This is a genomic window from Anaerococcus ihuae, assembly GCF_928368155.1.
Taxonomy (GTDB): Bacteria; Bacillota; Clostridia; order Tissierellales; family Peptoniphilaceae; genus Anaerococcus; species Anaerococcus ihuae.
In genome coordinates this window covers 972,579-995,407 of the sequence record NZ_CAKMRU010000001.1, presented here as the reverse complement: position 1 = coordinate 995,407, position 22,829 = coordinate 972,579, and the positions used below count along the sequence as shown (strand labels likewise).

Genomic DNA, 22,829 nt, shown 5'->3' with positions numbered 1-22,829 from the left:
TTATATATAACAGATGACAAAAAAAAGATTAGTTATCGCTCTCGGGGGTAATGCTTTAGGCAATACCCCTGAAGAGCAATTAGAATTAGTTAAAAAGACAGCTAAAACAATAGTAGATTTATCAGAAAACTACGACGTAGCAGTTGGACATGGAAATGGTCCACAAGTTGGAATGATAAACAATGCAATGGAATTTTCAGCAAATAATGGTGGAAATACACCTGAGATGCCTTTTCCTGAATGTGGAGCAATGAGCCAAGGATATATTGGATATCATTTATCACAATCAATCAGAAATGAACTTAAAAAAAGAGGCAAAGATTCTGAAATTGCATGTGTAGTTACACAAGTTTTAGTTGATAAAGACGATGAAGCTTTCAACAAACCTACAAAACCAATAGGAAGTTTCTTAACAAAAGAAGAAGCTGAAGCTAAAGAAAAAGAAAACGGATATGAATACGTTGAAGATGCTGGTAGAGGATACAGAAGAGTTGTAGCAAGCCCAATACCAAAAGAAATCGTTGAAATAAACGTTGTAGAAAATTTAGTTTCAAATGGAAATATTGTAATAACAGTAGGTGGAGGTGGTGTACCAGTAATAAACACAGAAGAAGGTTTACAAGGTGTGCCAGCTGTAATCGATAAAGATAGATCATCTGCTTTATTAGCAAAAGAATTAAACGCTGATATGTTAGTAATTCTAACAGCAGTAGACAGGGTTATGATTAACTTCAACAAACCAAATCAAGAAGAAATTAAAGAAATGACAATTGATCAAGCTAAACAATACATTGAAGAAGGACATTTTGCACCTGGTTCAATGCTTCCAAAAGTAGAAGCTTGTTTAGAATTTGTTGAAAATTCAGATCAAGGCCAAGCACTTATTACATCTTTAGAAAAAGCAGCTGAAGCATTAGAAGGAAAAACAGGAACTATAATCAAAAAATAGGAGTTTTCTATGGAAAAGAAGAAGAAAAAATCACTTAGTGCGTTTTCTATCTTAATGATAGTTCTAGCTGTTGTATGTCTAATTACATTAGTAGCAAGTGGTCAACCTATTGAAAAAGATATAATTAAATCATTAGATCCAGGAAAATATGGGGACCTTATTAATGCAGTTAAGGCAGGAGAAACAGTTACTGTACAAAGTGCAAGCTTAAGTGACTTTGTTATGGCTATTCCTAATGGATTTATGGATGCCGCTGATCTTATCATATTTATTTTATGTATTGGTGGATTCATTGGTATAGTTATGAGCACTGGCGCTATGGAAGCTGGAATACGTTCATTGGTAAGAAAAAATAAAGGTAAAGAAGGAAGACTAATTGCAGTATTAATGTTCCTATTCTCAGTAGGTGGATCTACTTACGGAATGGCAGAAGAAACAATAGGTTTTTATCCATTAATCACAGCAGCAATGGTTGCAGCAGGACTTGATACAATGGTAGCAGTTGGTACAGTTCTTCTCGGAGCTGGAGCCGGAGTACTTGGTTCAACAATCAACCCATTTGCAACATCAGCAGCTATGGGAGCTCTAGAATCTGTAGGAATTAAATCAAATGCAACAACAGTAATGGTAATAGGTGTTATCCTTTGGTTATCAACAGATTTAATTGTTATAAAATTTGTATTAAATTATGCTAAGAAATTATTAGAAAATAAAGAAAATTCTGTATTAAGTTTAGACGAAAAACATGCAATGGAAGAACACTTCTCAAAAGATAACGAAGAGGAGTTAGAATTTACTGGAACTCATAAAGCAGTTTTAACTGTATTTGCAATAACATTTGTAATAATGATAGTTTCACTTATCTCATACGTTGACATCAACTTCCACGGAGATGAGGAAGCTTATTTGAAAGCATTTGGATGGTCAGATTTCCTAACAGGAGAACCTTTAGGATACTGGTACTTTAAAGATTTAGCAGCACTATTTACTTTATCAAGTATAGTTATTGCTATAGTTGCTAAAGTTGGTGAAAAAGAATTTGTAGATGGATTTATAGCTGGAGCTGCTGATTTATTATCAGTAGGTTTAATCATAGCAGTAGCAAGAGGAATTACAGTAGTAATGAGTGCTACCCACTTAGATTTCTATATCCTACAAAATTCAGCAAAATTATTAAGAGGAGTATCACCATTCGTATTTGCTCCACTTGCTTACTTGATTTATATGGTATTATCATTCTTAGTACCATCAACATCAGGACTTGCAGCTTTATCAATACCAATTATGGGATCTCTTGCTCATCAATTAGGATATGATCCTAATATAATGATAATGATATTCTGTGGTGCCTGCGGACTAGTAAACTTTGTTACACCAACATCAGGAGTTGTAATGGGTGGACTTGCAGCAGCAAAAGTAGAATATTCATCATATTTAAAATGGGTAAAGAAACCATTCTTTATAGTAATGATTGCAAATATAATTATTTTATCAATTGCAATGGCTGTAATGTAATAAAAATTTTAAAACAAACTCAGTTTTATCTGGGTTTGTTTTTTTGTGCCAAAATTTATTGGAAAATTCTTGATAAATATATAGAAATTTGAAAATAAAGATTATAACATATTATTTACAATTTTTTATATAATAATATAGGAGAATTAAAAGGAGGAATTATGGCTAGAAGAAATAATGGTTCAGGAGGATTTTCTAATTTTCTTTCAGGACTTATTGGAGCTGTTTTGGGAGGATTTTTGGTTTTTTCCCTATTGGGCAGTTCTTTAAAAAATGAAAATAAAAATGGAATACCAAAAGAATCTAAAAATAAAAGTGTTGTAAATATAAATCCTACAGACGATATAACAATGGAAAGAGCTGTTGTTAAAAAAAGCATAGATTCTGTAGTTGGAATTACAACCAAGACAAAGGCAACTCAAAATACAATTTTTGGTCAACAAACAGGTTATGTTGAAGGAGTTGGTTCGGGATCAATTGTAACAAAAGATGGCTATATTTTGACAAATTCCCATGTTGTGAGCAATGGGGATGCAAGCGAGATAAATGTTTTATTTTCAGACGATAAAACAAAAAAAGCAAAACTTGTATGGAATGATACCACTCTTGATCTTGCTGTAATAAAAGTTGAAGCAAACAATTTAAACCCAATAGATTTGGGAGATAGTGATAAGGTAAATGTTGGAGATAAGGCCGTAGCAATCGGAAATCCACTAGGTCTTGAACTACAATCAACAGTTACAAGCGGAATAATATCAGGACTTGGAAGGACAGTTTCATTTCAAAATGGAGCAAGGATGGATGGACTAATGCAAACCGATGCTGCAATAAATTCAGGAAACTCAGGAGGAGCCTTATTAAATTCAAAGGGTGAACTAATAGGAATAAATACAGCAAAGGCTGGAAATTCTGATGGAATAGGATTTGCAATACCAGTAAATTTAGCAAAAAAAGTAATAAAAGAAATTGCCAAAAATGGTAAATTTAATTCAGTTTATTTGGGTATTACAGGAATAAATCTAGACCTACTTTTACAATCAAATAATATTGACCCAAAAACAGTAGGAAGCGAAGATGGAGTTTATGTTCAATCAATTTCAGATGATGCTAAAAATTATTTTAGAAAAGGCGACATAATTACAGAAATTGATGGACAAAGAGTAAAAGATATGTCAAATTTAAAGAAAATTCTTCTAAATTACAATGTAGGCGATACATGCAAAATTGAAATCGTAAGAGCAGGAGATATAAAAGAGTTTGAATTTAAATTTACGACTGATTCATCAAATATAGAAGAATTCAAAGAAGCAAATCCAAAAAATGAAAACAAGGAAGAAAAAGAAGATAACAATCAAATATTTCCTGATTGGTTAAGACCATAAAATAAAAAAATGAAAACACATAGGTAAAAGTATGATACTGTTGCCTATGTGTTTTTTATTTTCAGAATTTATATAGAAGAAATTTTTCTTTCTTTTGTATGGATAAATATTTAAAATAATTGACAATATATATATATATATATATATATAATGTTTAGTGAAAGAATATTTAAAAAAATAAATAAAAGGAGAAAATTTATGAACAAAAATAAGAAAATTATAAGCGCTAGTCTAGCCTTGGCACTTGGAGTAAGCTTATTAATTCCTAATGCAAAAGCAAATGAAGAAAAAACAGTAGAAAAAGCCTTAAAAGAGCCAGTTAAAACAAGTGAAAAGGCAAAAAAAGAAGAAAAATCAGATGTTGTAAATGAAAAAATCACTATAAAGAATGCTCCAGTAAAAGAAGGCGGAGAAGAAAACGCAACAGGCGAAGAAGGAAACCAAGCAGGCGAAGAAGGAAATCAAGTAGGCGAAGAAGGAAATCAAGCAGGCGAAGAAGGAAACCAAGCAGGCGAAGAAGGAAACCAAGCAGGTGAAGAAGGAAATCAAGCAGGCGAAGAAGGAAATCAAATAGGCGACACAAAAAAAACAGATGACAAAACAGAAAATCAAAAAAATGACGAAGAAAAACCAAAAGACGAAAATAAAGCAAAGCCTAAAGAATATAAAATGAGTGAACTTTTAAATGAAAAAGGTGCTTTTGAAAAAAGTAAACAAGCAGAACTAAACTTTTTAAGATTTGAAATTTATAATGAGGAACGTAGTGAGGTGGGTCGTAATGAGGAAACACTCAGGAAGATGAAACTCCAATATGAAAAGTTACCTAAAGCTACAACTTGGGAAGAAATGGGAGAAATACTTGGTTATCATAAAGAATATTTTGCAAGAAGTCTTTTGTCAATGAAGGGCGAAAAAGATGCCTATGATCAAAATTTAGTAAAAATTATAGACGATATGGCGAATCAAAATCCACAAAATCCAAGCCAAAAAAATTCTATTAGAAAAAATAAAAAAACAGCTACAACAAATTCACAAAAGACAATAAATACAGGCAATAAAGTAAACAATGCTGGAGACAATGTTCAAACTGGAGTTGGTAGCTTATCAGCAGTTTTGGGATTGTTAGGAGCATCAAGCCTAGGATTATTTAAAAGTAAAAGAAAATAAATATTTTATAAATTTATAGATAAAATTAAGCATCAACCTTTCTTATTTAGAATTAATGTTGATGCTTAATTTTTTATTAATATTTAGTATAGAAGTATATTTAATTTATTAATTAATTTTTCTAAAATAAGAGAAAAAATATAAGCAATATTTTTTATTTTAATTAGCTTAAAATTTTATATGTTATTGAAATTTCAATAAAAAAATAGTCAAGAAAATTACTTGACACTAGGAAATTTTTCTAGTATACTTTATAGGTCAAGAAAATTACTTGACGGGTGAGAATATGGAAAAATTAGTACAAGTTGCAAGATTGTTTGACACTTATGGATCGCTTTTGAATGAAAAACAAAAAGACGTCATAAATTGTTATTACAATGAAGATTTATCATTAAACGAGATAGCAGAAAATAACAATAAATCTAAACAGGCCATTTCGGATATGATTCAAAGGTCGGTTGACAAGTTATTTGAGTTTGAAAATGAGCTTTCTTTAATAAAGAAAAAAAATCAGCTTAGAGATGATTTATCTTTGTTAAGAGAGTTGATCGAAAGTTCAAATCAAAGTGAAGCTATAGATATGATCGATGAAATGATAAATAAAATTTAGGATGTGAAAATATGATTTTTTCAAATCTTTCTGAGAAGTTACAAGACACTTTAGGTAAACTTACAGGAAAAGGAAAATTAAGCGAAAAAGACATCAATAATGCAGCCAGAGAGATTAAACTTTCTTTGCTTGAAGCTGACGTTAACTACAAGGTGGTTAAGGAATTTGTCAAAAAAATCAAAGAAAGATCTATGGGTCAAGATGTTATGGAATCTCTTACTCCAGGTCAAACTGTTATTAAGATTGTAAATGAAGAACTTACAAATCTTATGGGTAAGGAAAATTCTAAGCTTGAGCTTAAGGGATCTACTCCTCACGTTGTGTTGATGGTAGGTTTGCAAGGTTCAGGTAAGACAACTCACTCTGGTAAACTTGTCAGGAAATTAAAAAAGGAAGGCAGAAATCCTCTCCTAGTAGCCCTTGACGTTTATAGACCTGCAGCAATCGAACAATTGAAGGTTGTAGGTAAACAAGCTGAGGTTGAAGTTTTTGAAAAAGGAAAGCAAGATCCTGTAAAAACTGCAAATGAAGCTAAGGAATATGCTAGAAGAAATAACAATGATGTTGTTATTATGGATACGGCCGGACGTCTTCAAATCGATGAAGGTTTGATGGATGAGCTTAAAAATATTAAAAAAGCTGTAAAACCTGACGAGATACTTTTGGTAGTTGATGCTATGGTTGGTCAAGAATCTGTAAATGTTGCAAAAACATTTGATGAATATCTTGATATTACTGGCGTTATACTAACAAAACTTGATGGTGATGCAAGAGGTGGAGCAGCCCTTTCAATTAGACAAGTTGTAGGAAAACCAATTAAATTTATTGGTACAGGCGAAAAGCTTGATGATCTTGAAGCCTTTCATCCAGATAGGATGGCATCAAGAATACTTGGTATGGGAGATGTCTTATCTTTAATTGAAAAGGCAGAAAAACAAGTTTCTTTGAAAGATGCAAGAGAACTTGAAGAAAAAATTCGAAACCAATCCTATACTCTTGATGATTTTGTTGAACAAATAAATCAAATAAGAAATATGGGACCGCTTGAAGATTTACTTGCTATGATTCCTGGAGTAAACAACAAGATGCTTAAAAATGTAAATGTTGATGAAAAAGGATTTGTAAGGATTGAAGCTTTAATATCTTCTATGACAAAAGAAGAAAGAGAAAAACCTGAGATTATTGGCAAAAGTCGTAAAGAAAGAATTGTCAAGGGATCTGGGGTTGATATGAATGAACTAAATAAATTATTAAAGCAATTCAAAGAACTAAAGAAAATGATGAAACAATTTACTAATATGAAAAAAGGTAGAAAAGGCAAAAGAAAGTTCAATATGCCTTTCTTCTAAAAAACGGAGGTTATGATGGCAGTTAAAATTAGATTAAAAAGAATGGGACAAAAGAAAAGACCATTTTACAGAGTAGTTGTAGCAGATTCTAGAAGTCCAAGAGATGGAAAATTCATCGAAGAAATTGGAACATATAATCCAGTAGCTGAACCAAAAGAATTCAAAATTGACAACGAAAAAGCTAAACAATGGATTAAAAATGGTGCAAAACCAACATCAATTGTTGAAAAATTATTTAACGACAACAACGTTTTAGCTTAATAAAATGAAAGAATTAGTCAAACTAATAGTTACAGAACTTGTTGAAAACAAGGATGCTGTAGGAATAATATTAGAAGAAGACAACGGTGAAGTTAACATAAAAATCAACGTAGCAGAAGCTGACAAGGGAAGAGTTATAGGAAAGGGTGGAAATATTATCAATTCCATTAGAACTATTGCTCGTGCTTGTGCAGTCAAAGAAGACGTTAAGGTTAATATAAGAATATGAAAATAACTGTAGCAGAAATACTTACGACACATGGAATAAAAGGAAATCTAAAAATAAAATCTTACTCAGACAATGAAAAAAGATTTGAAAAAGGATCAAAACTTTTACTTGATGGAAAAGAAGTGACAATCGAATCATCTTTCAAGCACAAGGGTAGTATTATCATAAAACTCAAGGACTATGATGATATTAATGAGGTAGAAAAGTTTATTGGACACGAACTTACTATCGAAGATAAAGACTTGGAAAAATTAAATGATGGAGAATATTATTTATTTGATTTGATTGGCCTAAAAGTCTATGAAAAAAACCAAGAAATTGGTTTTATAAAGGATGTTATCACTGGAGTTTATCCAAATGATATCTATGTAATAGAAAAAGATGGGAAAGAAATTTATTTTCCAGCCTTAAATGCTACAGTAAAAAATGTTGACTTAGAAAATAAAAAAATAGAAGTGGAAAACTTCAAAGATTATGAATAGAATAACTATACTTACACTTTTTCCAGAATCTTTCGAATTTCTAAAAAGCTATGGAGTAATAGGAAAGGCAATTGAAAAAGGACTAATTGAAATTAATCTTGTTGATATAAGAGATTATAGCAAGGACAAACACAACAGGGTTGATGATACAGTCTTTGGAGGGGCAGCAGGAATGCTTATGAGGCCTCAGCCAATTTATGATGCTCTAATAGCAAATAAAACTTCAAAATCAAAAGTAGTCTACATGTCTGCAGCAGGAGAAATCCTAAACCAAAAATTAGCAATCAAATTTGCAGATTTTGAAGATTTGGTAATACTTTGTGGTCATTACGAAGGAATTGATGCAAGAATTACCAACCACTATGTTGATTATGAAGTTTCAATTGGAGATTATGTTTTAACCGGTGGCGAAATCCCTGCCATGGTATTAATAGATTCTCTTTCAAGATTTATTGAAGGAGTTGTTGGAAAAAAAGAATCATTAGTTACAGATTCACACTACAATGGTCTACTTCAATATGATGAGTACACAAAGCCGAGAAATTTTAATGGTTATATGGTTCCAAAAGAACTATACAGTGGAGATCATAAAAAGGTAGAAGAGTGGAAGATTAAATCATCTCTTCAAAAAACCAAAAGAGTTAGAAGAGATTTATACGATAGATATATCAAGGAGGATCACGATGGAATTAATCAAAAAAATAGAAAATGAACAACTACGTGAAGATAATCCAGACTTTAGAGTTGGAGATACTGTAAGAGTAAGCTACAGAATCAAAGAAGGAGACAAAACAAGACTCCAAGACTTTGAAGGTGTAGTAATCAAAATAAAAGAAGGAAATCTTGGAAAAACTTTCACACTAAGAAGACTTTCTTATGGTGTAGGAGTTGAAAGAACATTCCTTTATCACTCACCAAGACTTGAAGCATTCAAAATCGTTAGACGTGGTAAGGTAAGACGTGCAAAACTAAATTACCTAAGAGGACGTCAAGGTAAGGCTGCTAAAGTTAAAGAAAAAACAAATTATTAAAGATAAGGTCCCAAAAGGCTAATTGAATTAGGGATTTGAGAAAACTGATTTAAAGAGTCTTTAGGTGGCAAGAAAAAGGCTATGAGTTCGATGCTCATAGCCTTTTTCTTATATACTCTTGAAAGTATTATCTGAGTTTTCGTTTATTGTTTTAAGACCACTTTTTATTGCAAATAAAACTCCTGCAATCATAAATACAAATACTATTATTAGAGGGATATAATTCATATTTGTTATCAGACCTTTTATCGCAAATGCTAATTCATAGTTACTTCTATAGGATCTCAATGCAATTCCAATAATGAACATAAAGATATAGGCTAAGAAAATATTTTTAAACAATATTTTCCCTTCTCCAAAGACCATCTTTTCCATTTGTTTTTCTGTCATACCTGCTGTTGATAGAAGTTTAAAGTCATTGGATCTTGCCCTAAGGTTGCATTTAAAACTATTATAGGCATTGGAAAGAGCGATTGTTATTAGAATGATTTGAATAGCTAGGTTTAAAAGTCTTTCATTCCTTGTTTGCTCTTTACTTGTTGCTTCTCTTAAAATTTCTGTAGATGTTCCATGGTCAGACTTTGGTACATAATTTGAAATTACTTTTTCGGCATCTTCAAATACTTTTTCCTTGTTTTTTTCAGCTTTTATTTTTACAAAATAATAATAAACTGGGTTGCTTTTATCTATTCCATACTCATCAATAAATTTCTTCATATTACTTGTGCTTGTGTAGATGGGTATTTCATTATTATCATAAGCTTCTAAGTCATAAGGCATTTCATCAATACTTGCGTCAATTTTTATATTTATTGGCTTGCCTTCTGCATTATATTTTAAAGTAACTTTTCCTGTATCCTTTTCAGAAATTTTTATATACTCGCTAAAAGCGTAAGGCGTTCTATTGTCTTTTCTTATCTTATTAAGCAATAAGTAAGATGCATTAGGTATGTTATTTTCTTTTAAAATTTTTTCAAAATCTTCATCTGTTAAAGCATATAAACTTGCATATAGTCTATCATTTTCTATTTTGCCACTAGCTAAAGAATCTTTTAAATCTTTAGAAATCAAATCTTTATTATCGTCAACATAAAATTTTGTGTCATTTCTTTGATATAGGTGAAGCTCTTTTATTCCGTCAACTTTTTCTAAATCAGCTAATAAGTTTTCATCTAAATTCTTATCAGTGTAAATACTTGAATTAAAACTGTAAGGACTCTTATAAGAGTTATATTTTTCATTCAAAGCTCTATAGGACTGGCTAACTAAGACTGTGGTCAGTACAAATGCAGAAAGAGCCATTGAAATTACAATAATTCGATAGGTTGAACGATAAGACCTGTAATAATCTTTTGCTAAAGTCTTTTCTATAGGTCCATTTATTTTTGATTTTCCTAATTTTATATTTTTTTCTGTAATTCCATTTAAACCTTCTATTATCTTTAATTTTGCACCTTTCCTAGCAGGGATTGTCGCAGATAAATATACTGTCAAAAGCGATAATAAAATAATTATTAAAATAGAAGTAGGATCTAAATAAACTAGGTGAAAATCTGGTGCCTTAAAACTTTCTCCAATTATCTCAGACATATTCTTATAGGATACTGAGTTATTAAGCCACATTAAATACATTAATAAGTTTGCGAAAACCCAGGATAGAAGTGTACCTAAGGCTACTGGCAATGCAGATAGTTTAAAGGCTTTCTTTTTTATCATTTTTTTAACTTGTTTTGCAGTCATACCTGTGCTTTTTAATAGAGCAATTTCCTTTAAATCCCTATTGTTCCACACATTAAAAGCACCATAGATAATAAAAGCAAATAGAAGAACGAGAAAGAAATACGCACTATACTCTTCTACAGCAGATTTTATCACTGTCTTAGGCGGAAATATTCCTTGAGGATAAATCAACTTATACTCTAAAATATCTGTGTTATAAGATAGTCTTCCTATGTTTATTGAAGACTTCTCGTCAATATTCATAGTAGATAAAATTTCTCTAGTCTTTGTATAAGTATCTCTTGGATGCTTATACCATATTAGGGCTTCTAAACCTCCATTATTTTTTAATAAGTCTATCTTTTTATCACTATCAGCCATAGTAAGTAACATAGACTTTTCAAAAGAATATCCATAATCATCATAGGCTCCAACTATGGTATAAGTTTTATCACTTGCAGTAATTTTAGAGCCTATATCATAAGTTTTATTCTTTGTTAAGAATCTTTCTGGTACTAATAGTTCATTTGAATTATTAGGTTCTCTTCCTTTTTTTATTTCGTAGCCAGTTAATATGTTGCTACATTTTCCATTTTCATAAATATTTGCATTTAAATCTGTCTCTATGATTTTATTAAAAGAAATTTTTTCTATATCCGTATCATTTATTAATTTATCATATAGTTTTTCATCAACTTCAGTAATTGCTACATGGTAGTCTCCAATAGTTTTTCTTACGTAGTTATACTTGTCATGTTTTAAGGATCCTACAATAAATACAACTGTACCTAGCAATATAACTGCTAAAAGTATGGAAATTTTAATAGCAAAACTGTCTTTCTTATTATTTTTTACAGCTCCATCAGCTAGGTCATTAATAATTTTCATAAGTTCCATCTCCTAAGAAATTTAACCTACCATCTACCATTCTATAGACCTTATCACAAGAATTTGCTACTTTTTCATCATGAGTTATTATCATAATTGTGGAATTTAATCTCTTATTTACAAGTCTAAAAAGTCCTGTAATTTCTTCTGAGTTTTTCCTATCAAGATTTCCCGTAGGCTCATCTGCTAGGATAATGGCAGGTCTTGTAATAAGACTTCTAGCAATAGCAACCCTTTGTTGCTCACCACCTGATAATTGCTTTGGATACCTATCGAGCTTTCCTTCTATTCCTAGTATCGATAAAATTTCCTTTAAATATTCTTCATCTGCCTTTTTATTGTCTAACAAAAGAGGAAGTAAAATATTTTTTCTCACATTAATATTTGGAATGAGGTTAAAAAATTGGTAGACAACGCCAATATTTCTTCTGCGAAATACTGTCATTTCGTCTTTGTTAAACTTAGTAATATTTTTATCTTGAATAAATATATCACCACTTGTTGGTGTATCTACTCCTGCAAGTAAATGAAGTAAAGTAGATTTGCCAGAGCCACTGTCTCCAATAATGGCAACAAGGTCTCCTTTTTCTAGTTCAAAGTTTACATTTGAAAGGGCATTTACTTCTACTCCGCCCTTATATGTTTTTGTTAAATCAACTGTTTTTACTATATTCATATTGTATCCTCCTTAACTTATCTATATAATACTAGGCTTAAGTGACTGGAAAGTGACTAGAAAAAAAGACTATGCCTTATATTTAGACACAGTCTTAAAATTTAATTATAAAATCTCAGTTCAAATGCATTTGATTTCTTACCTTTATGATATAAAAGTTCTCCATTTTGTCTTTCCATTACAGATTTTGCCATAGGAAGTCCAATACCATAGCCTTTTGAATTTGGATTCGCTTTATAAAAACGCCTAAAAACTTTTTCTAACATTTTTCGATCTAAGCCATCTGAGAAATCTTCTACTAATATGCTCTTATATAAGTTTGTATCTTTTAGATGAATTTCTATATGTCTATCTTCTGTTGCTTCTAGACCATTTTTCATCACATTAAATGCTGCTTCATAAGTCCATTTCTTATCGCATATAAGATCAAAATCTTCTCCATAAAGTGGAATTTCAACATTATCATTAATAAAATAATCTTTTAGATTTTGTATGATATCTTCAATTAATCCTCGAGCAGATATCCTATCTTTTGTCATTTCTATTGTACCTGAATCAAGGGCTGCAAGTTTTAATAAAATATCGGATAGATTGTAAAGTCTAAGGAGATTGTCCCTAAGTCTAGATATATACTCTTTTGCCGATTCATCTTCTTCGTCTTCTAATAAGTCAAGTAATAATAGAGATCCAGTTAGAGGAGTTTTTATTTGGTGGGCAATGTCTTCAGTATATTCTCTTAAGATCTCTTTGTTTTTTTCAGCATTTTCAGCTATTCTCTTGTTTTCTATAATAATTTTAATAATCTCATCTCTGAGTTTGCCAAATTCATCGTCAATAATTTCGTAATTATCAGAGTTTATATCAAGCGAATGTAGTAGGTTAAATATATTATTAATCTTATCCTCAAGAGCTTTTTCTTTTTTCTTTTCAATTTTTGAAATAACTATAAACAGAATTATATTTATAGCTAGAAAGCCAATAAGTGTTAGAATATCAAATCTTGGATTGAGATAAACTACAAACAAAGACATTATCAAATTTAAAATTAAGACAAGTAAAAAATTTTTGTTTTTACTCATTGTCCCACCTATATCCTATCCCTCTAAGTGTTTTTATATGACTGCCATAATCTCCAAGTTTAGATCTGAGTCTTTTTATGGTGACAGTTAGGGTATTGTCATTTACTTCATAAAAATCATAACCCCAAACATAATCTAAAATTCGCTCTCTTAGTAGATTTATATTTTGGTTTTCTAAAAGCATTTCCAATATAGCAAACTCTTTTAAGTTAAGGTCTAAATCTTTTCCATCTATTGAAGCTTGTTTTGATATAAGATCTAAAGATAAATTTTCAAAAGTCAGTTCATTCACTTTTTTAATTTTTCTACTAAAAACATTGTCTATTCTCGCCTTTAGGACAGGGAGAGAAAAAGGTTTTGTAATATAGTCATCTGCCCCTTGAGAAAGACCTTTGATAACATACTCGTCTTCGTCTTTTACAGTAATCATTACTACAGGAAGGTCAGAAAATCCTCTCAGCCAATTTAAAAAATTAAAGCCTGACCCATCTGGGAGATTGGCATCAAGAAGAATTAAATCACAGTCATTAAAATTTATATTTTCTGCCTGAGAAAGATTGTTATAAATAATAGTTTCAATATTTTCTTTGTTTAAGTAAGTTTTAACAGCAAAAGCAATTGTGCTGTCATCTTCAATCATTAATATTTTCAATTTTATGCTCCAAAAATTGCGATATAACATTTAAAATGCCTACAAATCCTCTTATATTTTTATACTTACATTATCATATCGACATATTTTTATGGTGTAGAAAGTTGTGTTTATGGCTTTTTGTAGGTCTAATTTATTTATCTTTCAGCTATTAATTTTTTAAAAATTATCATAGGATAATATCATAATATACTTCAGATTAAGCCTCTATTTTCTATATTTTTTCTACAATATTATATCATATTTTAAAAATAATCTTTAAGGCTGTCTTGGTATTGGAAATTTTTGAAAATTTTTATGAAAGAAATATATTCTTAATTAGATTACAAAGGTGTTTTATTTTATAAATCACAAATATTTGTGATAGAATATAAAATAAAGATTAGGAGGATATATGAATATAAATTGGTATCCGGGTCATATGAAAAAGACCAAAGAAGAAATAATAAATTCCCTAAAACTTGTTGATATAGTTTTAGAAGTAATAGATGCAAGAATTCCAAAATCATCAAGAAATCCCTTGATTTCAGAAATAACTGAAAAAAAAGATAGGATAATAATAATGAATAAAACAGACCTATCAGATCCAGTTGAAAATGAGAAATGGATTAAAAAATTTGCAGCGGAAGGGACTAAAGCTATAAAAATGAATTCTAAGGAAAAAATTAATACAAAAGAAATTTATAATATAGCAAAAGAAATTTTGTCTGACAAATTTAGGAAAAACGAAGAAAAGAATATTGAAAATGAAAATATTAGGATTATGGTTGTTGGTGTTCCAAATTCTGGAAAGTCTACTTTCATTAATAATATTGCCAAAAGAAAGGGAGCAAGGGTTGGAAATAGACCTGGAGTTACCCAACAAAAACAATGGATAAAAACAAATGAGAATATTTTGCTTTTGGATACTCCAGGTGTTTTGTGGCCAAAGCTTGAAGGAGATACTGGTCTTCACTTATCTTTTACAAACGCAATTAAAGATGAAATTTTAAATATTGAGGAATTATGCCTTAAATTTATTGAATTTATGAAAGAATCTTATCCAAAAAATTTAGAAGAAAGGTATAAGATAGATTCTGATAAGACTGCTCTTGAAATTTATGAAGAAATTGGAATAAAAAGAGGGGCAATTATTAGAAAAGGTGAAGTTGATTATACAAGGTGTGCAAATTTAATTTTTAATGATTTTAGAAGTGGAAAACTTGGAAGGATAACAATTGAAAAAGCCTAGGTATTCTGAATTTAACGACAAAATCAAAAATGAAATACACGAAAAATATGATTTAATTGCAGGAATCGATGAAGTTGGAAGGGGTCCCTTGGCAGGACCTGTTGTAGCTTGTGCAGTTATAATGAAAAAAGATTCTCATATTGAGGGTGTCACTGATTCTAAAAAATTATCCAAAAAGAAGATGAAAGAACTCTACCAAAAAATTATTGATGATTCTATTTCTTATTCTTTTGGTTATGCAAATAATATCCTTATTGATAAAATAAATATAAAAGAGGCAACTAAACTTGCCATGAAAAATGCCCTTGAAGACCTCGAAAAAAAACCTCAAATTGTTTTGATCGATGCTGAAAGAATTGATACTGATATTAAGCAATTAAATATTGTAAAGGGCGATTTGTATGAATATGCCATTTCTTGTGCATCAATTCTTGCAAAGGTCAGGAGGGATAAAATTATGGAAAATTTTTCGAAAATTTATCCTTATTATTCTTTTGAAACTAACGCAGGCTATGGAACAAAAAAACACTATGAGGGCCTTGAAAAATATGGAGAATGTCCAATTCATAGAAAAACTTTTCTAAAAAAATTTCATGAAAGGCAATTATCTTTTTTATGAAAAGCAAGAAAAGGTCAATAGGAGATTTTGGGGAGGATATAGCTGCAAAATATTTGGAGAAAAAAGGCTATCAAATTTTAAAAAGAAATTTCCTAAAACCCTACGGAGAAATTGATATTATTTGCATAAAAGATGATATTTTAACCTTTGTTGAAGTTAAAACAAGAAAAAATGATGAATTTAAACCTGCAAGTTTGGATGTAGATTTTAATAAACAAGAAAGAATCAAAAAAACAGCTCAAGCCTATATTATTGAAAATGATTTGAGTGAATTTTTGATTTCTTTTGATGTGTGCGAAGTTTATCTTGAAGAAAAGACGATTCATTACATAAAAAACGCTTTTGGTGATTAGATGGACAAAAAAGATTTATTATTATATTTTAATTTTATAAACTTATCCAACAAAATAATCTTAGATTTTTGCGAAAATCTTGATATAGATAATTTTTTTGACCTTGATAGGAAAATTTTTGATAATTTATCTAAGAAAAATAAAGAAAAGATATTTTCTTCAAAAAACTTAGAAAATTTTAAGGCTTATAGGGAAAAAGTTTTTAAGGGTCCTTATAAGATTTGTACTATTTATGACGAAAATTATCCGATAAATTTATCCTACATAGAAGATAGGCCTGCTATTTTTTATTACAAGGGAAATTTGGAAAAAGAGGACAAAAACGCCATAGCCTTTGTCGGGGCAAGAAAATGTACTGACTATGGAAAATGGGCTTGTAAAAAAATTGTTGAGGGTTTTAAGGGTACAAATATAAGAACTGTTTCGGGACTTGCCTATGGAATTGATGCGATAAGTCATAAGGTTAGCCTTGAAAATAATATTAAAACAATTGGGGTGATAGGTTCAGGTCTTGATATAATTTATCCCAAGGCAAATAAATATTTGTATGAAAAAATGCAAGAAAAAGGAGTAATTATTTCAGAATTTCCCCTAGAAACTCCGCCAAATGCCTATAATTTTCCAAGAAGAAATAGGATAATATCAGGATTAAGTAAGGGAGTTTGTGTGATTGAAGCAAAAGAGAGATCAGGAACAATGATTACAACAAATTTTGCCCTAGAACAAGGAAGGGAAGTTTTTTGTCTTCCAGGAAATATAAATTCAATTTATTCAAAAGGCTGCAATAAATTAATTCAAGAAGGATCAAAACTTGTAATGGATGCAAGTGATATAATAGATGAAATTGAAGATTTTAAAAATATAAATAAAGAAAAATATAAAATAAATCTTGATGGACTTGATAAAGAGGCTGCAAATGTAGTAAAGTATATAATCGACAAGCCATCTTCAAGTGCAGATGAGATTTCTCAAAATCTATCTATGTCGATTGAGGATGTAAATTATATTTTGATATTTTTAGAGTTAAATGATTATATAGAAAATATGGGAAACAATGAGTATGTGTGTAAAGGGGATTAAATGGCAAAAAATTTAGTAATAGTAGAATCTCCAACCAAGGCTAAGTCAATCACTAGGATGTTGGGCTCAAATTATAAGGTTAGAGCAACCTATGGTCATCTTAGAGATTTACCAAAGTCTAAGCTTGGAGTAGATATAGAAAATAATTTTGAACCAAAATATATAAAAGTTCGTGGAAAGGCAAAAACAATAAATGCCTTAAAAAAAGAAGCAGAAAGTGTGGATAAAGTTTATCTTGCAACAGACCCTGATAGGGAAGGTGAAGCAATAAGCTGGCATTTACAATATCTTTTGGACCTTGATCAAAATGAATTAAATAGGGTAGAATTTCATGAGATTACAAAAAATAATGTAAAAAATGCTATCAAAAATCCAAGAAAAATCGACCAAAATTTGGTTGATAGCCAACAAGCAAGAAGGGTTATGGATAGGATTGTAGGTTATGAAATTTCGCCTATTTTGTGGAAAAGAGTAAAATCTGGTCTTTCTGCAGGAAGAGTCCAATCAGTTGCTTTAAAATTAATAGTTGATAAGCAAAGAGAAATTGATTCTTTTGTTCCAGAAGAATATTGGACAATTACTGCAAAACACAAGGAAAGTAAAATCGAATTTGAATCGGAATTTTATGGTTCAAAGTCCAAAAAAATGAAAATTTCAAATGAAAATGGGGCAGAAAAAATTCTAAATAGAATTGATAATGATAAGTTTGAAGTTATTGACATTCAAAAAATAAAAAAGAAAAGAAAACCACAAAAGCCATACACAACTTCAACTCTCCAACAAGATGCATCAAATAAATTGGGATTTTCAACAAAATACACTATGTCACTTGCCCAACAATTATTTGAAGGAATTGACCTTGGACAAAAGGGAAGAGTAGGTCTTATTACCTATATGAGAACTGATGCGACAAGACTTTCAAATGAAATTATTGGAGAAAGTTTATCATATATAAAGGAAAAATTTGGAGAAAAATACGCTTCAAAAGGCAATTCTTATTCTAAAAAATCAAAAACAAGTCAAGATGCCCACGAAGCAATCAGACCAACCTCAATTTATAACGATCCAATAAGTGTAAAAGAATATTTAACAGACCAACAATATAAACTTTACAAATTAATCTGGACAAGAGTTGTAGCAAGTCAGATGACAGATTATGAATATTTGTCAACATCTATTTCTTTTGATACAAATGGGGTAATTTTTAAAACAAATGGAAAAATAACCTTGTTTGATGGATTTATGAAAGTTTCAAATGCAAAAGAAAATGAAAATATACTTCCAGACTTAAAAAAGGGATATATTATAAAGGCTATTGATATTAAAAAAGACCAACATTTTACAAAACCACCAGCAAATTACACAGAAGCAAGTCTTGTAAAAACATTGGAAGAATATGGAATAGGAAGACCATCAACCTATTCATCAACAATAGCTTCAATTATTTCAAGAAACTACGTTGAATTTGAGCAAAGAAAAATTATCCCAACAAAACTTGGAATAAGAGTGAATGATTTTTTACAAGAAAGTTTTGACGATATTATAAATGTAGAATTTACAGCGAAAATGGAAGATGAACTAGATAAGATTGCTCAAGATGAAGTTTATTGGAAAGATGTTTTAAAATCTTTTTATAAAGGATTTGAGAAAGATTTAAAACAAGTTTCCAAAGATACAAAAGATTATAAGGTAAAAGATAAAATTTTGGATGAAAAATGTCCAAAATGTGGCCACCCACTTGCAGAAAAACATGGAAGAAATGGAAAATTTATAGGATGTACAAATTTCCCAGATTGCGATTTTACAAAATCTATAATAAAAACAACTGGAGTAAAATGCCCAGAGTGTGAAGATGGAGAAATAATTGAAAAAGTTTCAAAAAGAGGCAAAAGATTTTATGGTTGTTCAAATTTTCCAAAATGTGACTATGCAACATGGGATCCACCAACAGGAGAAAAATGTCCAAAATGTGGTGACCTTTTAGTTCACAAAAAAAACAGGTCAACTGATGAAATAAAATGCAACTCTTGTGATTATGTAAAAGAAAAAAGAAGATAAAATTTTTGTATTAAAAAAGCAGGCCTTTATGCCTGCTCAGAGCGTAGACAAAGTCAGTTTAGTAATTTATTATTAATTTAAAAATAAAATTACGATACAGCCATCTCGACTAAGTGAGTGAAACGAACGCATGGAGAGATCTCATGAGATTTCTCCGCTCGTTGCACTCGGTCGAAATGGGAAATTTTTTTTGTTTGTCAACAGTCTGAGTAGGCTTTAGCCTGCTTTATTTTTTAAAAAAATTATTTAATTTCTTCAGAAAATCCTTCAAGCTTTGATGTACAGTTAGGACATCTTGTTGCTTCTATGTCTATTTCACTTTTACAGTGAGGACAAATTTTTGTTGTCTCTTCTACAACTTCTTCTTTTTTTGCCTTATTTAGTGTTTTAACAATTATAAATAAAAATAATGAAATTATTAAAAATGTTATAATTGCATTAATTACACTACCTATTAATAATTTTGATCCAAAAAAATTAACAGTTAAGTCTTCGTAATCGACTCCTGCTGTAAGCCCTGAAATAATTGGCATTAAAATTCCATCTACAACTGCACTTACAATTGCAGTAAAAGCAGATCCCATTACAAGACCTATTGCCATGTCAATTACATTTCCTTTTGATATAAATTCTTTAAATTCTTTCCACATAATAACTCCTTTTTTTTATTCTTTTTCATTATACTAATTATTTCGAAAATTTCCATGATAGAAAATATTTTTAAAATAGTATAATAAAGATAAGGAGCAGATATATGAAAAATTTACAAGTTGATGACGAATTTTATAAAAAATTATCTAAATATGCAGTTTTTATTCCTATAATATATATTAATGGCAAAGACCATATTTTATTTGAAGTTAGAAGCAAAATGATTTCACAAGCTGGGGAAGTTTCTCTTCCAGGAGGAGGTCTTAATGAAGGTGAAAATTTTGAAATGGCAGCCATAAGAGAGTGTAGGGAAGAGTTGAATTTAGATGAGAAGGATATTTCCTTGTTGGGTTATTCTTCTATGATTTTGTCTTCTTCTAATAGGATTATTAAAGCATATTATGGAAGAATTAATAAAGATTTTGAAAATATTTCTTATAATATGGAAGTTGATTCAATTTTTACAGTTTCTATTGATTATTTAAAAAATAATCCACCAGAAAAATACAGGGCCAAACTTATGATGGATTTGCCAGATGATTTTCCTTTTGAAAAGATACCTAATGGGAAAAATTATAATTTTTGGCAAAGGTATCATACTTTTTATTTTTATGATACCAAACCGGTAATTTGGGGAATGACTGCACAAGTTTTGAAAGATTTTTTGAAATCTTATGAAAATTAATTTCTTATAAAGATTTGTTATTTGTGGTAAAATTAGTGTATAGGACTAATATTTGTTTAAGAGAAAGATGTGGTTATGAAAAGTTATATTATAGAAAAATTTAAAGATTATTCTAAATCAAATGAAAAGGTCAAGGCGATTTTTTTCATAAAAGAAGAAAATAATAATGAGCATTTTACAAATGTTTATGCAGTTTTTTCTGAAATTATAATTTCAAAAATCAAAGAAGATTTGGAAAAAGTTTTTGATGATTATGCGATAATTAATAAGAAAAAAGATTCATTTGAATTTGATAAAAAAAATCAGCAATTCACAAAATTTGAGATTTATACTAATGATTCTACAAAAATTTCTGTAAATATTCTTGTGGAAGATAGGGCGGGTGAATTTATAAAACTTTGTCCTGGAAATATTGAATTTATTTGTGATGAAATAAGTCTAAAGGAAGAAGTAGAAGAGCAAAAACTTGACTATAAGCTTCCTAGGGAATTTGAATTTGATGAGTGTGGGAAAAATTTTTTCTCACTTGCTTTGGATACTTCATTTAATCTCATGTCAAGGGATATGATAAGTGCAGGATTTAAGATGCAAGAGATGAGGGATGAGCTTTATAAATTGCTTAATTGGTATATAATCGATAAATTTAACAAGGGAATGGATGCGGGTGAAAGTGGAAAAAACTTTATCCATACCTTGGAGGCTGATCTTAAGGAGGAATTGATTTTAACTTTTAGATCCAATGATATTATGGATTTTTATAGTTCTATTTTTGCTGCATGTCAATTATTTAGAAAAGTTGGCATGAAATTAGCTGAAAAATTTGAATTCTCTTATCCAAAAAAAGATGATGTTTATACATTGAAACTTTTGAGAAAGAATTTCAAAAAAATGGAATCTTTGCAAATTTAGGGGGATAAATGAAAAGAAGAAATAAATTATTTATATCTATCTTGGCCCTTTTTTTTGTATTTTCTCCTATTGTATCTTTTGCAGACGATACAGTTGCAAAAGAAGGTGATAATATTGTTGGAGCCGACCAATATGTTAAGGCCTATCTTATAGGAAATCAGGAAAGTGGAGATATTTTTTATCAAAAAAATGCAGATAAGACTTATCCTATTGCTTCAATGAGTAAGCTTATGACCTTCTTACTTACAAGAGAAGCTATTGACAGTGGAAAAATTTCCTATGATACAAAAGTAAAGGGAACAAAAGAAGCTGAAGATTTAACTGGACCTGAATATTCTTCAATGGGAATTAAAGAGGGAGAAAGTTATACAGTAAAAGAATTAATAACAGGCCTTATGGTTGTAAGTGGAAATGATTGTGCAAATCTTTTAGCAAGTAAAATTTCAGGAAGTGAAGATAAGTTTGCCAATGAAATGAATAAAAAGGCCCAAGAATTAAATTTAAAAAGCCAAAAATATTACAATGCATCAGGCATAAATACAGAAGAAGATACACAAAATTCATCATCAGCCAAGGACTTATTTGAACTTACAAGAATAATACTTGAGAAATATCCAGATATCTTAGAATATACAAAACTTGATGGAATAGATGATAATGAAAAAAATATCCACAAAAAATCAACAATTCCTTTAAGAGATGAAGTAAAGGGAGTGGACGGATTAAAAACAGGAACAACTGAAGAAGCAGGTCATTGCCTTACAACAACAATTGATATGAACAAATTTGATCCGAAAAATGAATTTAGGGCAATAGGAATTGTAATGGGTGCTGAAGAAAATGAATTTAGAGATTCAGCTATGGTAGATTTAATTTATTATGTATCAAGATATTTTAATTACAAAAAGCTTGCAGATACAAATCTTCCAAGCGATTCAATAAAAGTAAATTCAGTTAAAGAAGGATATGTAGAATTGTATCCAGATAAAAATGTTGGATTTATAATAAAAGACAAGGAAATGCCAAGTGTAAAAACACAAATCAATAAAAATATAAAAGCGCCAATCAAAAAAGGTGATGTTCTTGGAAAATCCTACATAAGTTATAAGGATAAATCTTACCAAGTAAATTTAGTCAGTAAAAAAGACCAAGAAAAAGCATCAAACTTTACAAAAATAAAAAGAACCATAACAGATGCCTGCAATTTTTTGGTGGAATGTATAATAGCAAGATAGAAAATTACAATTTTTTGGA

24 protein-coding genes are annotated in these 22,829 nt (G+C 29.9%); 19 read left to right on the top strand and 5 right to left on the bottom strand.

The genetic code is table 11. From position 1 onward, the window contains the following. Positions 1 to 13 precede the first annotated feature (13 nt). From arcC to rplS, 11 genes are all read left to right on the top strand, one after another. Positions 14 to 949 (top strand): carbamate kinase, encoded by a 936-nt coding sequence (arcC, locus tag L6653_RS04790; protein ID WP_236785758.1) that lies wholly within the window; start codon positions 14 to 16, stop codon positions 947 to 949. Positions 950 to 958: 9 nt separating this feature from the next. Further along, positions 959 to 2,464, top strand: a complete 1,506-nt coding sequence (locus tag L6653_RS04785; RefSeq protein ID WP_236785757.1) for a YfcC family protein — start codon at positions 959 to 961, stop codon at positions 2,462 to 2,464. A gap of 161 nt (positions 2,465 to 2,625) precedes the next feature. Further along, a complete protein-coding gene (locus tag L6653_RS04780) occupies positions 2,626 to 3,846 on the top strand; it encodes a S1C family serine protease (protein ID WP_236785756.1) in 1,221 nt (406 codons plus the stop codon). 198 nt (positions 3,847 to 4,044) lie between these two features. Next, positions 4,045 to 5,013: a peptidase gene (locus L6653_RS04775; protein ID WP_236785755.1), complete on the top strand. Its 969-nt coding sequence runs from the start codon at positions 4,045 to 4,047 to the stop codon at positions 5,011 to 5,013. Between the two features lie 286 nt (positions 5,014 to 5,299). After that, positions 5,300 to 5,623 carry a YlxM family DNA-binding protein gene (ylxM, locus tag L6653_RS04770; RefSeq protein WP_236785754.1) on the top strand — a complete coding sequence of 108 codons (324 nt, stop codon included), beginning with the start codon at positions 5,300 to 5,302 and terminating at the stop codon, positions 5,621 to 5,623. Between the two features lie 11 nt (positions 5,624 to 5,634). After that, positions 5,635 to 6,972 carry a signal recognition particle protein gene (ffh, locus tag L6653_RS04765; protein ID WP_236785753.1) on the top strand — a complete coding sequence of 446 codons (1,338 nt, stop codon included), beginning with the start codon at positions 5,635 to 5,637 and terminating at the stop codon, positions 6,970 to 6,972. Positions 6,973 to 6,987: 15 nt separating this feature from the next. After that, positions 6,988 to 7,233: a 30S ribosomal protein S16 gene (gene rpsP, locus L6653_RS04760; protein WP_236785752.1), complete on the top strand. Its 246-nt coding sequence runs from the start codon at positions 6,988 to 6,990 to the stop codon at positions 7,231 to 7,233. Positions 7,234 to 7,237: 4 nt separating this feature from the next. Further along, entirely contained in the window at positions 7,238 to 7,462 is a 225-nt protein-coding gene (locus L6653_RS04755) for a KH domain-containing protein (RefSeq protein WP_058990098.1), read from the top strand. After that, positions 7,459 to 7,944: a ribosome maturation factor RimM gene (gene rimM, locus L6653_RS04750; RefSeq protein WP_236785751.1), complete on the top strand. Its 486-nt coding sequence runs from the start codon at positions 7,459 to 7,461 to the stop codon at positions 7,942 to 7,944. The genes L6653_RS04755 and rimM overlap by 4 nt, the downstream gene beginning before the upstream one ends. Then, on the top strand, positions 7,937 to 8,656 hold the full coding sequence (gene trmD / locus L6653_RS04745) for a tRNA (guanosine(37)-N1)-methyltransferase TrmD (protein ID WP_236785750.1): 720 nt from the start codon (positions 7,937 to 7,939) through the stop codon (positions 8,654 to 8,656). The genes rimM and trmD overlap by 8 nt, the downstream gene beginning before the upstream one ends. Further along, positions 8,628 to 8,975 carry a 50S ribosomal protein L19 gene (gene rplS / locus L6653_RS04740; protein WP_040396696.1) on the top strand — a complete coding sequence of 116 codons (348 nt, stop codon included), beginning with the start codon at positions 8,628 to 8,630 and terminating at the stop codon, positions 8,973 to 8,975. The genes trmD and rplS overlap by 29 nt, the downstream gene beginning before the upstream one ends. A 108-nt stretch (positions 8,976 to 9,083) precedes the next feature. Here rplS and L6653_RS04735 read toward each other — a convergent pair whose 3' ends face one another. The 4 genes from L6653_RS04735 to L6653_RS04720 form a co-directional block, all read right to left on the bottom strand. Continuing rightward, positions 9,084 to 11,582 (bottom strand): FtsX-like permease family protein, encoded by a 2,499-nt coding sequence (locus tag L6653_RS04735; protein ID WP_236785749.1) that lies wholly within the window; start codon positions 11,580 to 11,582, stop codon positions 9,084 to 9,086. Beyond that, a complete protein-coding gene (locus L6653_RS04730; protein WP_236785748.1) occupies positions 11,569 to 12,258 on the bottom strand; it encodes an ABC transporter ATP-binding protein in 690 nt (229 codons plus the stop codon). Before L6653_RS04730 ends, L6653_RS04735 begins: the two co-directional genes overlap by 14 nt. Before the next feature lie 101 nt (positions 12,259 to 12,359). Next, positions 12,360 to 13,337, bottom strand: coding sequence for a sensor histidine kinase (locus tag L6653_RS04725; RefSeq protein ID WP_236785747.1), 978 nt, complete (start codon positions 13,335 to 13,337; stop codon positions 12,360 to 12,362). Then, a complete protein-coding gene (locus tag L6653_RS04720) occupies positions 13,330 to 13,989 on the bottom strand; it encodes a response regulator transcription factor (RefSeq protein WP_236785746.1) in 660 nt (219 codons plus the stop codon). The genes L6653_RS04725 and L6653_RS04720 overlap by 8 nt, the downstream gene beginning before the upstream one ends. A 394-nt stretch (positions 13,990 to 14,383) precedes the next feature. Here L6653_RS04720 and ylqF point away from each other — a divergent pair, with 394 nt between their 5' ends. From ylqF to topA, 5 genes are read left to right on the top strand one after another with little or no spacing between them, the layout of a single operon-like run. Then, positions 14,384 to 15,220 carry a ribosome biogenesis GTPase YlqF gene (gene ylqF, locus L6653_RS04715; protein WP_236785745.1) on the top strand — a complete coding sequence of 279 codons (837 nt, stop codon included), beginning with the start codon at positions 14,384 to 14,386 and terminating at the stop codon, positions 15,218 to 15,220. Next, positions 15,207 to 15,839, top strand: coding sequence for a ribonuclease HII (gene rnhB / locus L6653_RS04710; protein WP_236785744.1), 633 nt, complete (start codon positions 15,207 to 15,209; stop codon positions 15,837 to 15,839). Before ylqF ends, rnhB begins: the two co-directional genes overlap by 14 nt. Then, positions 15,836 to 16,192: a YraN family protein gene (locus tag L6653_RS04705; RefSeq protein WP_236785743.1), complete on the top strand. Its 357-nt coding sequence runs from the start codon at positions 15,836 to 15,838 to the stop codon at positions 16,190 to 16,192. The genes rnhB and L6653_RS04705 overlap by 4 nt, the downstream gene beginning before the upstream one ends. After that, positions 16,193 to 17,272, top strand: coding sequence for a DNA-processing protein DprA (gene dprA, locus L6653_RS04700; RefSeq protein ID WP_236785742.1), 1,080 nt, complete (start codon positions 16,193 to 16,195; stop codon positions 17,270 to 17,272). Beyond that, positions 17,273 to 19,330: a type I DNA topoisomerase gene (gene topA / locus L6653_RS04695; protein WP_236785741.1), complete on the top strand. Its 2,058-nt coding sequence runs from the start codon at positions 17,273 to 17,275 to the stop codon at positions 19,328 to 19,330. Positions 19,331 to 19,572: 242 nt separating this feature from the next. Here topA and mscL read toward each other — a convergent pair whose 3' ends face one another. Beyond that, positions 19,573 to 19,980 carry a large conductance mechanosensitive channel protein MscL gene (mscL, locus tag L6653_RS04690; RefSeq protein ID WP_236785740.1) on the bottom strand — a complete coding sequence of 136 codons (408 nt, stop codon included), beginning with the start codon at positions 19,978 to 19,980 and terminating at the stop codon, positions 19,573 to 19,575. Between the two features lie 104 nt (positions 19,981 to 20,084). Here mscL and L6653_RS04685 point away from each other — a divergent pair, with 104 nt between their 5' ends. The 3 genes from L6653_RS04685 (at position 20,085) to L6653_RS04675 (ending at position 22,810) form a co-directional block, all read left to right on the top strand. Next, entirely contained in the window at positions 20,085 to 20,666 is a 582-nt protein-coding gene (locus tag L6653_RS04685; protein ID WP_236785739.1) for an NUDIX hydrolase, read from the top strand. A 75-nt stretch (positions 20,667 to 20,741) separates the two neighbouring features. Then, positions 20,742 to 21,575: an aminoglycoside 6-adenylyltransferase gene (locus tag L6653_RS04680; protein WP_236785738.1), complete on the top strand. Its 834-nt coding sequence runs from the start codon at positions 20,742 to 20,744 to the stop codon at positions 21,573 to 21,575. An 8-nt stretch (positions 21,576 to 21,583) separates the two neighbouring features. Beyond that, the gene (locus L6653_RS04675) at positions 21,584 to 22,810 is read left to right on the top strand and encodes a D-alanyl-D-alanine carboxypeptidase family protein (RefSeq protein ID WP_236785737.1); all 1,227 of its coding nucleotides are present in this window, start codon (positions 21,584 to 21,586) and stop codon (positions 22,808 to 22,810) included. Positions 22,811 to 22,829: the final 19 nt, after the last annotated feature.

Bases quoted from the DNA above. Each gene is read 5' to 3' on its own strand.
- arcC (WP_236785758.1), top strand. From the start codon at position 14: ATGACAAAAAAAAGATTAGTTATCGCTCTCGGGGGTAATGCTTTAGGC.
- L6653_RS04785 (WP_236785757.1), top strand. From the start codon at position 959: ATGGAAAAGAAGAAGAAAAAATCACTTAGTGCGTTTTCTATCTTAATG.
- L6653_RS04780 (WP_236785756.1), top strand. From the start codon at position 2,626: ATGGCTAGAAGAAATAATGGTTCAGGAGGATTTTCTAATTTTCTTTCA.
- L6653_RS04775 (WP_236785755.1), top strand. From the start codon at position 4,045: ATGAACAAAAATAAGAAAATTATAAGCGCTAGTCTAGCCTTGGCACTT.
- ylxM (WP_236785754.1), top strand. From the start codon at position 5,300: ATGGAAAAATTAGTACAAGTTGCAAGATTGTTTGACACTTATGGATCG.
- ffh (WP_236785753.1), top strand. From the start codon at position 5,635: ATGATTTTTTCAAATCTTTCTGAGAAGTTACAAGACACTTTAGGTAAA.
- rpsP (WP_236785752.1), top strand. From the start codon at position 6,988: ATGGCAGTTAAAATTAGATTAAAAAGAATGGGACAAAAGAAAAGACCA.
- L6653_RS04755 (WP_058990098.1), top strand. From the start codon at position 7,238: ATGAAAGAATTAGTCAAACTAATAGTTACAGAACTTGTTGAAAACAAG.
- rimM (WP_236785751.1), top strand. From the start codon at position 7,459: ATGAAAATAACTGTAGCAGAAATACTTACGACACATGGAATAAAAGGA.
- trmD (WP_236785750.1), top strand. From the start codon at position 7,937: ATGAATAGAATAACTATACTTACACTTTTTCCAGAATCTTTCGAATTT.
- rplS (WP_040396696.1), top strand. From the start codon at position 8,628: ATGGAATTAATCAAAAAAATAGAAAATGAACAACTACGTGAAGATAAT.
- L6653_RS04735 (WP_236785749.1), bottom strand. From the start codon at position 11,582: ATGAAAATTATTAATGACCTAGCTGATGGAGCTGTAAAAAATAATAAG.
- L6653_RS04730 (WP_236785748.1), bottom strand. From the start codon at position 12,258: ATGAATATAGTAAAAACAGTTGATTTAACAAAAACATATAAGGGCGGA.
- L6653_RS04725 (WP_236785747.1), bottom strand. From the start codon at position 13,337: ATGAGTAAAAACAAAAATTTTTTACTTGTCTTAATTTTAAATTTGATA.
- ylqF (WP_236785745.1), top strand. From the start codon at position 14,384: ATGAATATAAATTGGTATCCGGGTCATATGAAAAAGACCAAAGAAGAA.
- L6653_RS04705 (WP_236785743.1), top strand. From the start codon at position 15,836: ATGAAAAGCAAGAAAAGGTCAATAGGAGATTTTGGGGAGGATATAGCT.
- dprA (WP_236785742.1), top strand. From the start codon at position 16,193: ATGGACAAAAAAGATTTATTATTATATTTTAATTTTATAAACTTATCC.
- topA (WP_236785741.1), top strand. From the start codon at position 17,273: ATGGCAAAAAATTTAGTAATAGTAGAATCTCCAACCAAGGCTAAGTCA.
- mscL (WP_236785740.1), bottom strand. From the start codon at position 19,980: ATGTGGAAAGAATTTAAAGAATTTATATCAAAAGGAAATGTAATTGAC.
- L6653_RS04685 (WP_236785739.1), top strand. From the start codon at position 20,085: ATGAAAAATTTACAAGTTGATGACGAATTTTATAAAAAATTATCTAAA.
- L6653_RS04680 (WP_236785738.1), top strand. From the start codon at position 20,742: ATGAAAAGTTATATTATAGAAAAATTTAAAGATTATTCTAAATCAAAT.
- L6653_RS04675 (WP_236785737.1), top strand. From the start codon at position 21,584: ATGAAAAGAAGAAATAAATTATTTATATCTATCTTGGCCCTTTTTTTT.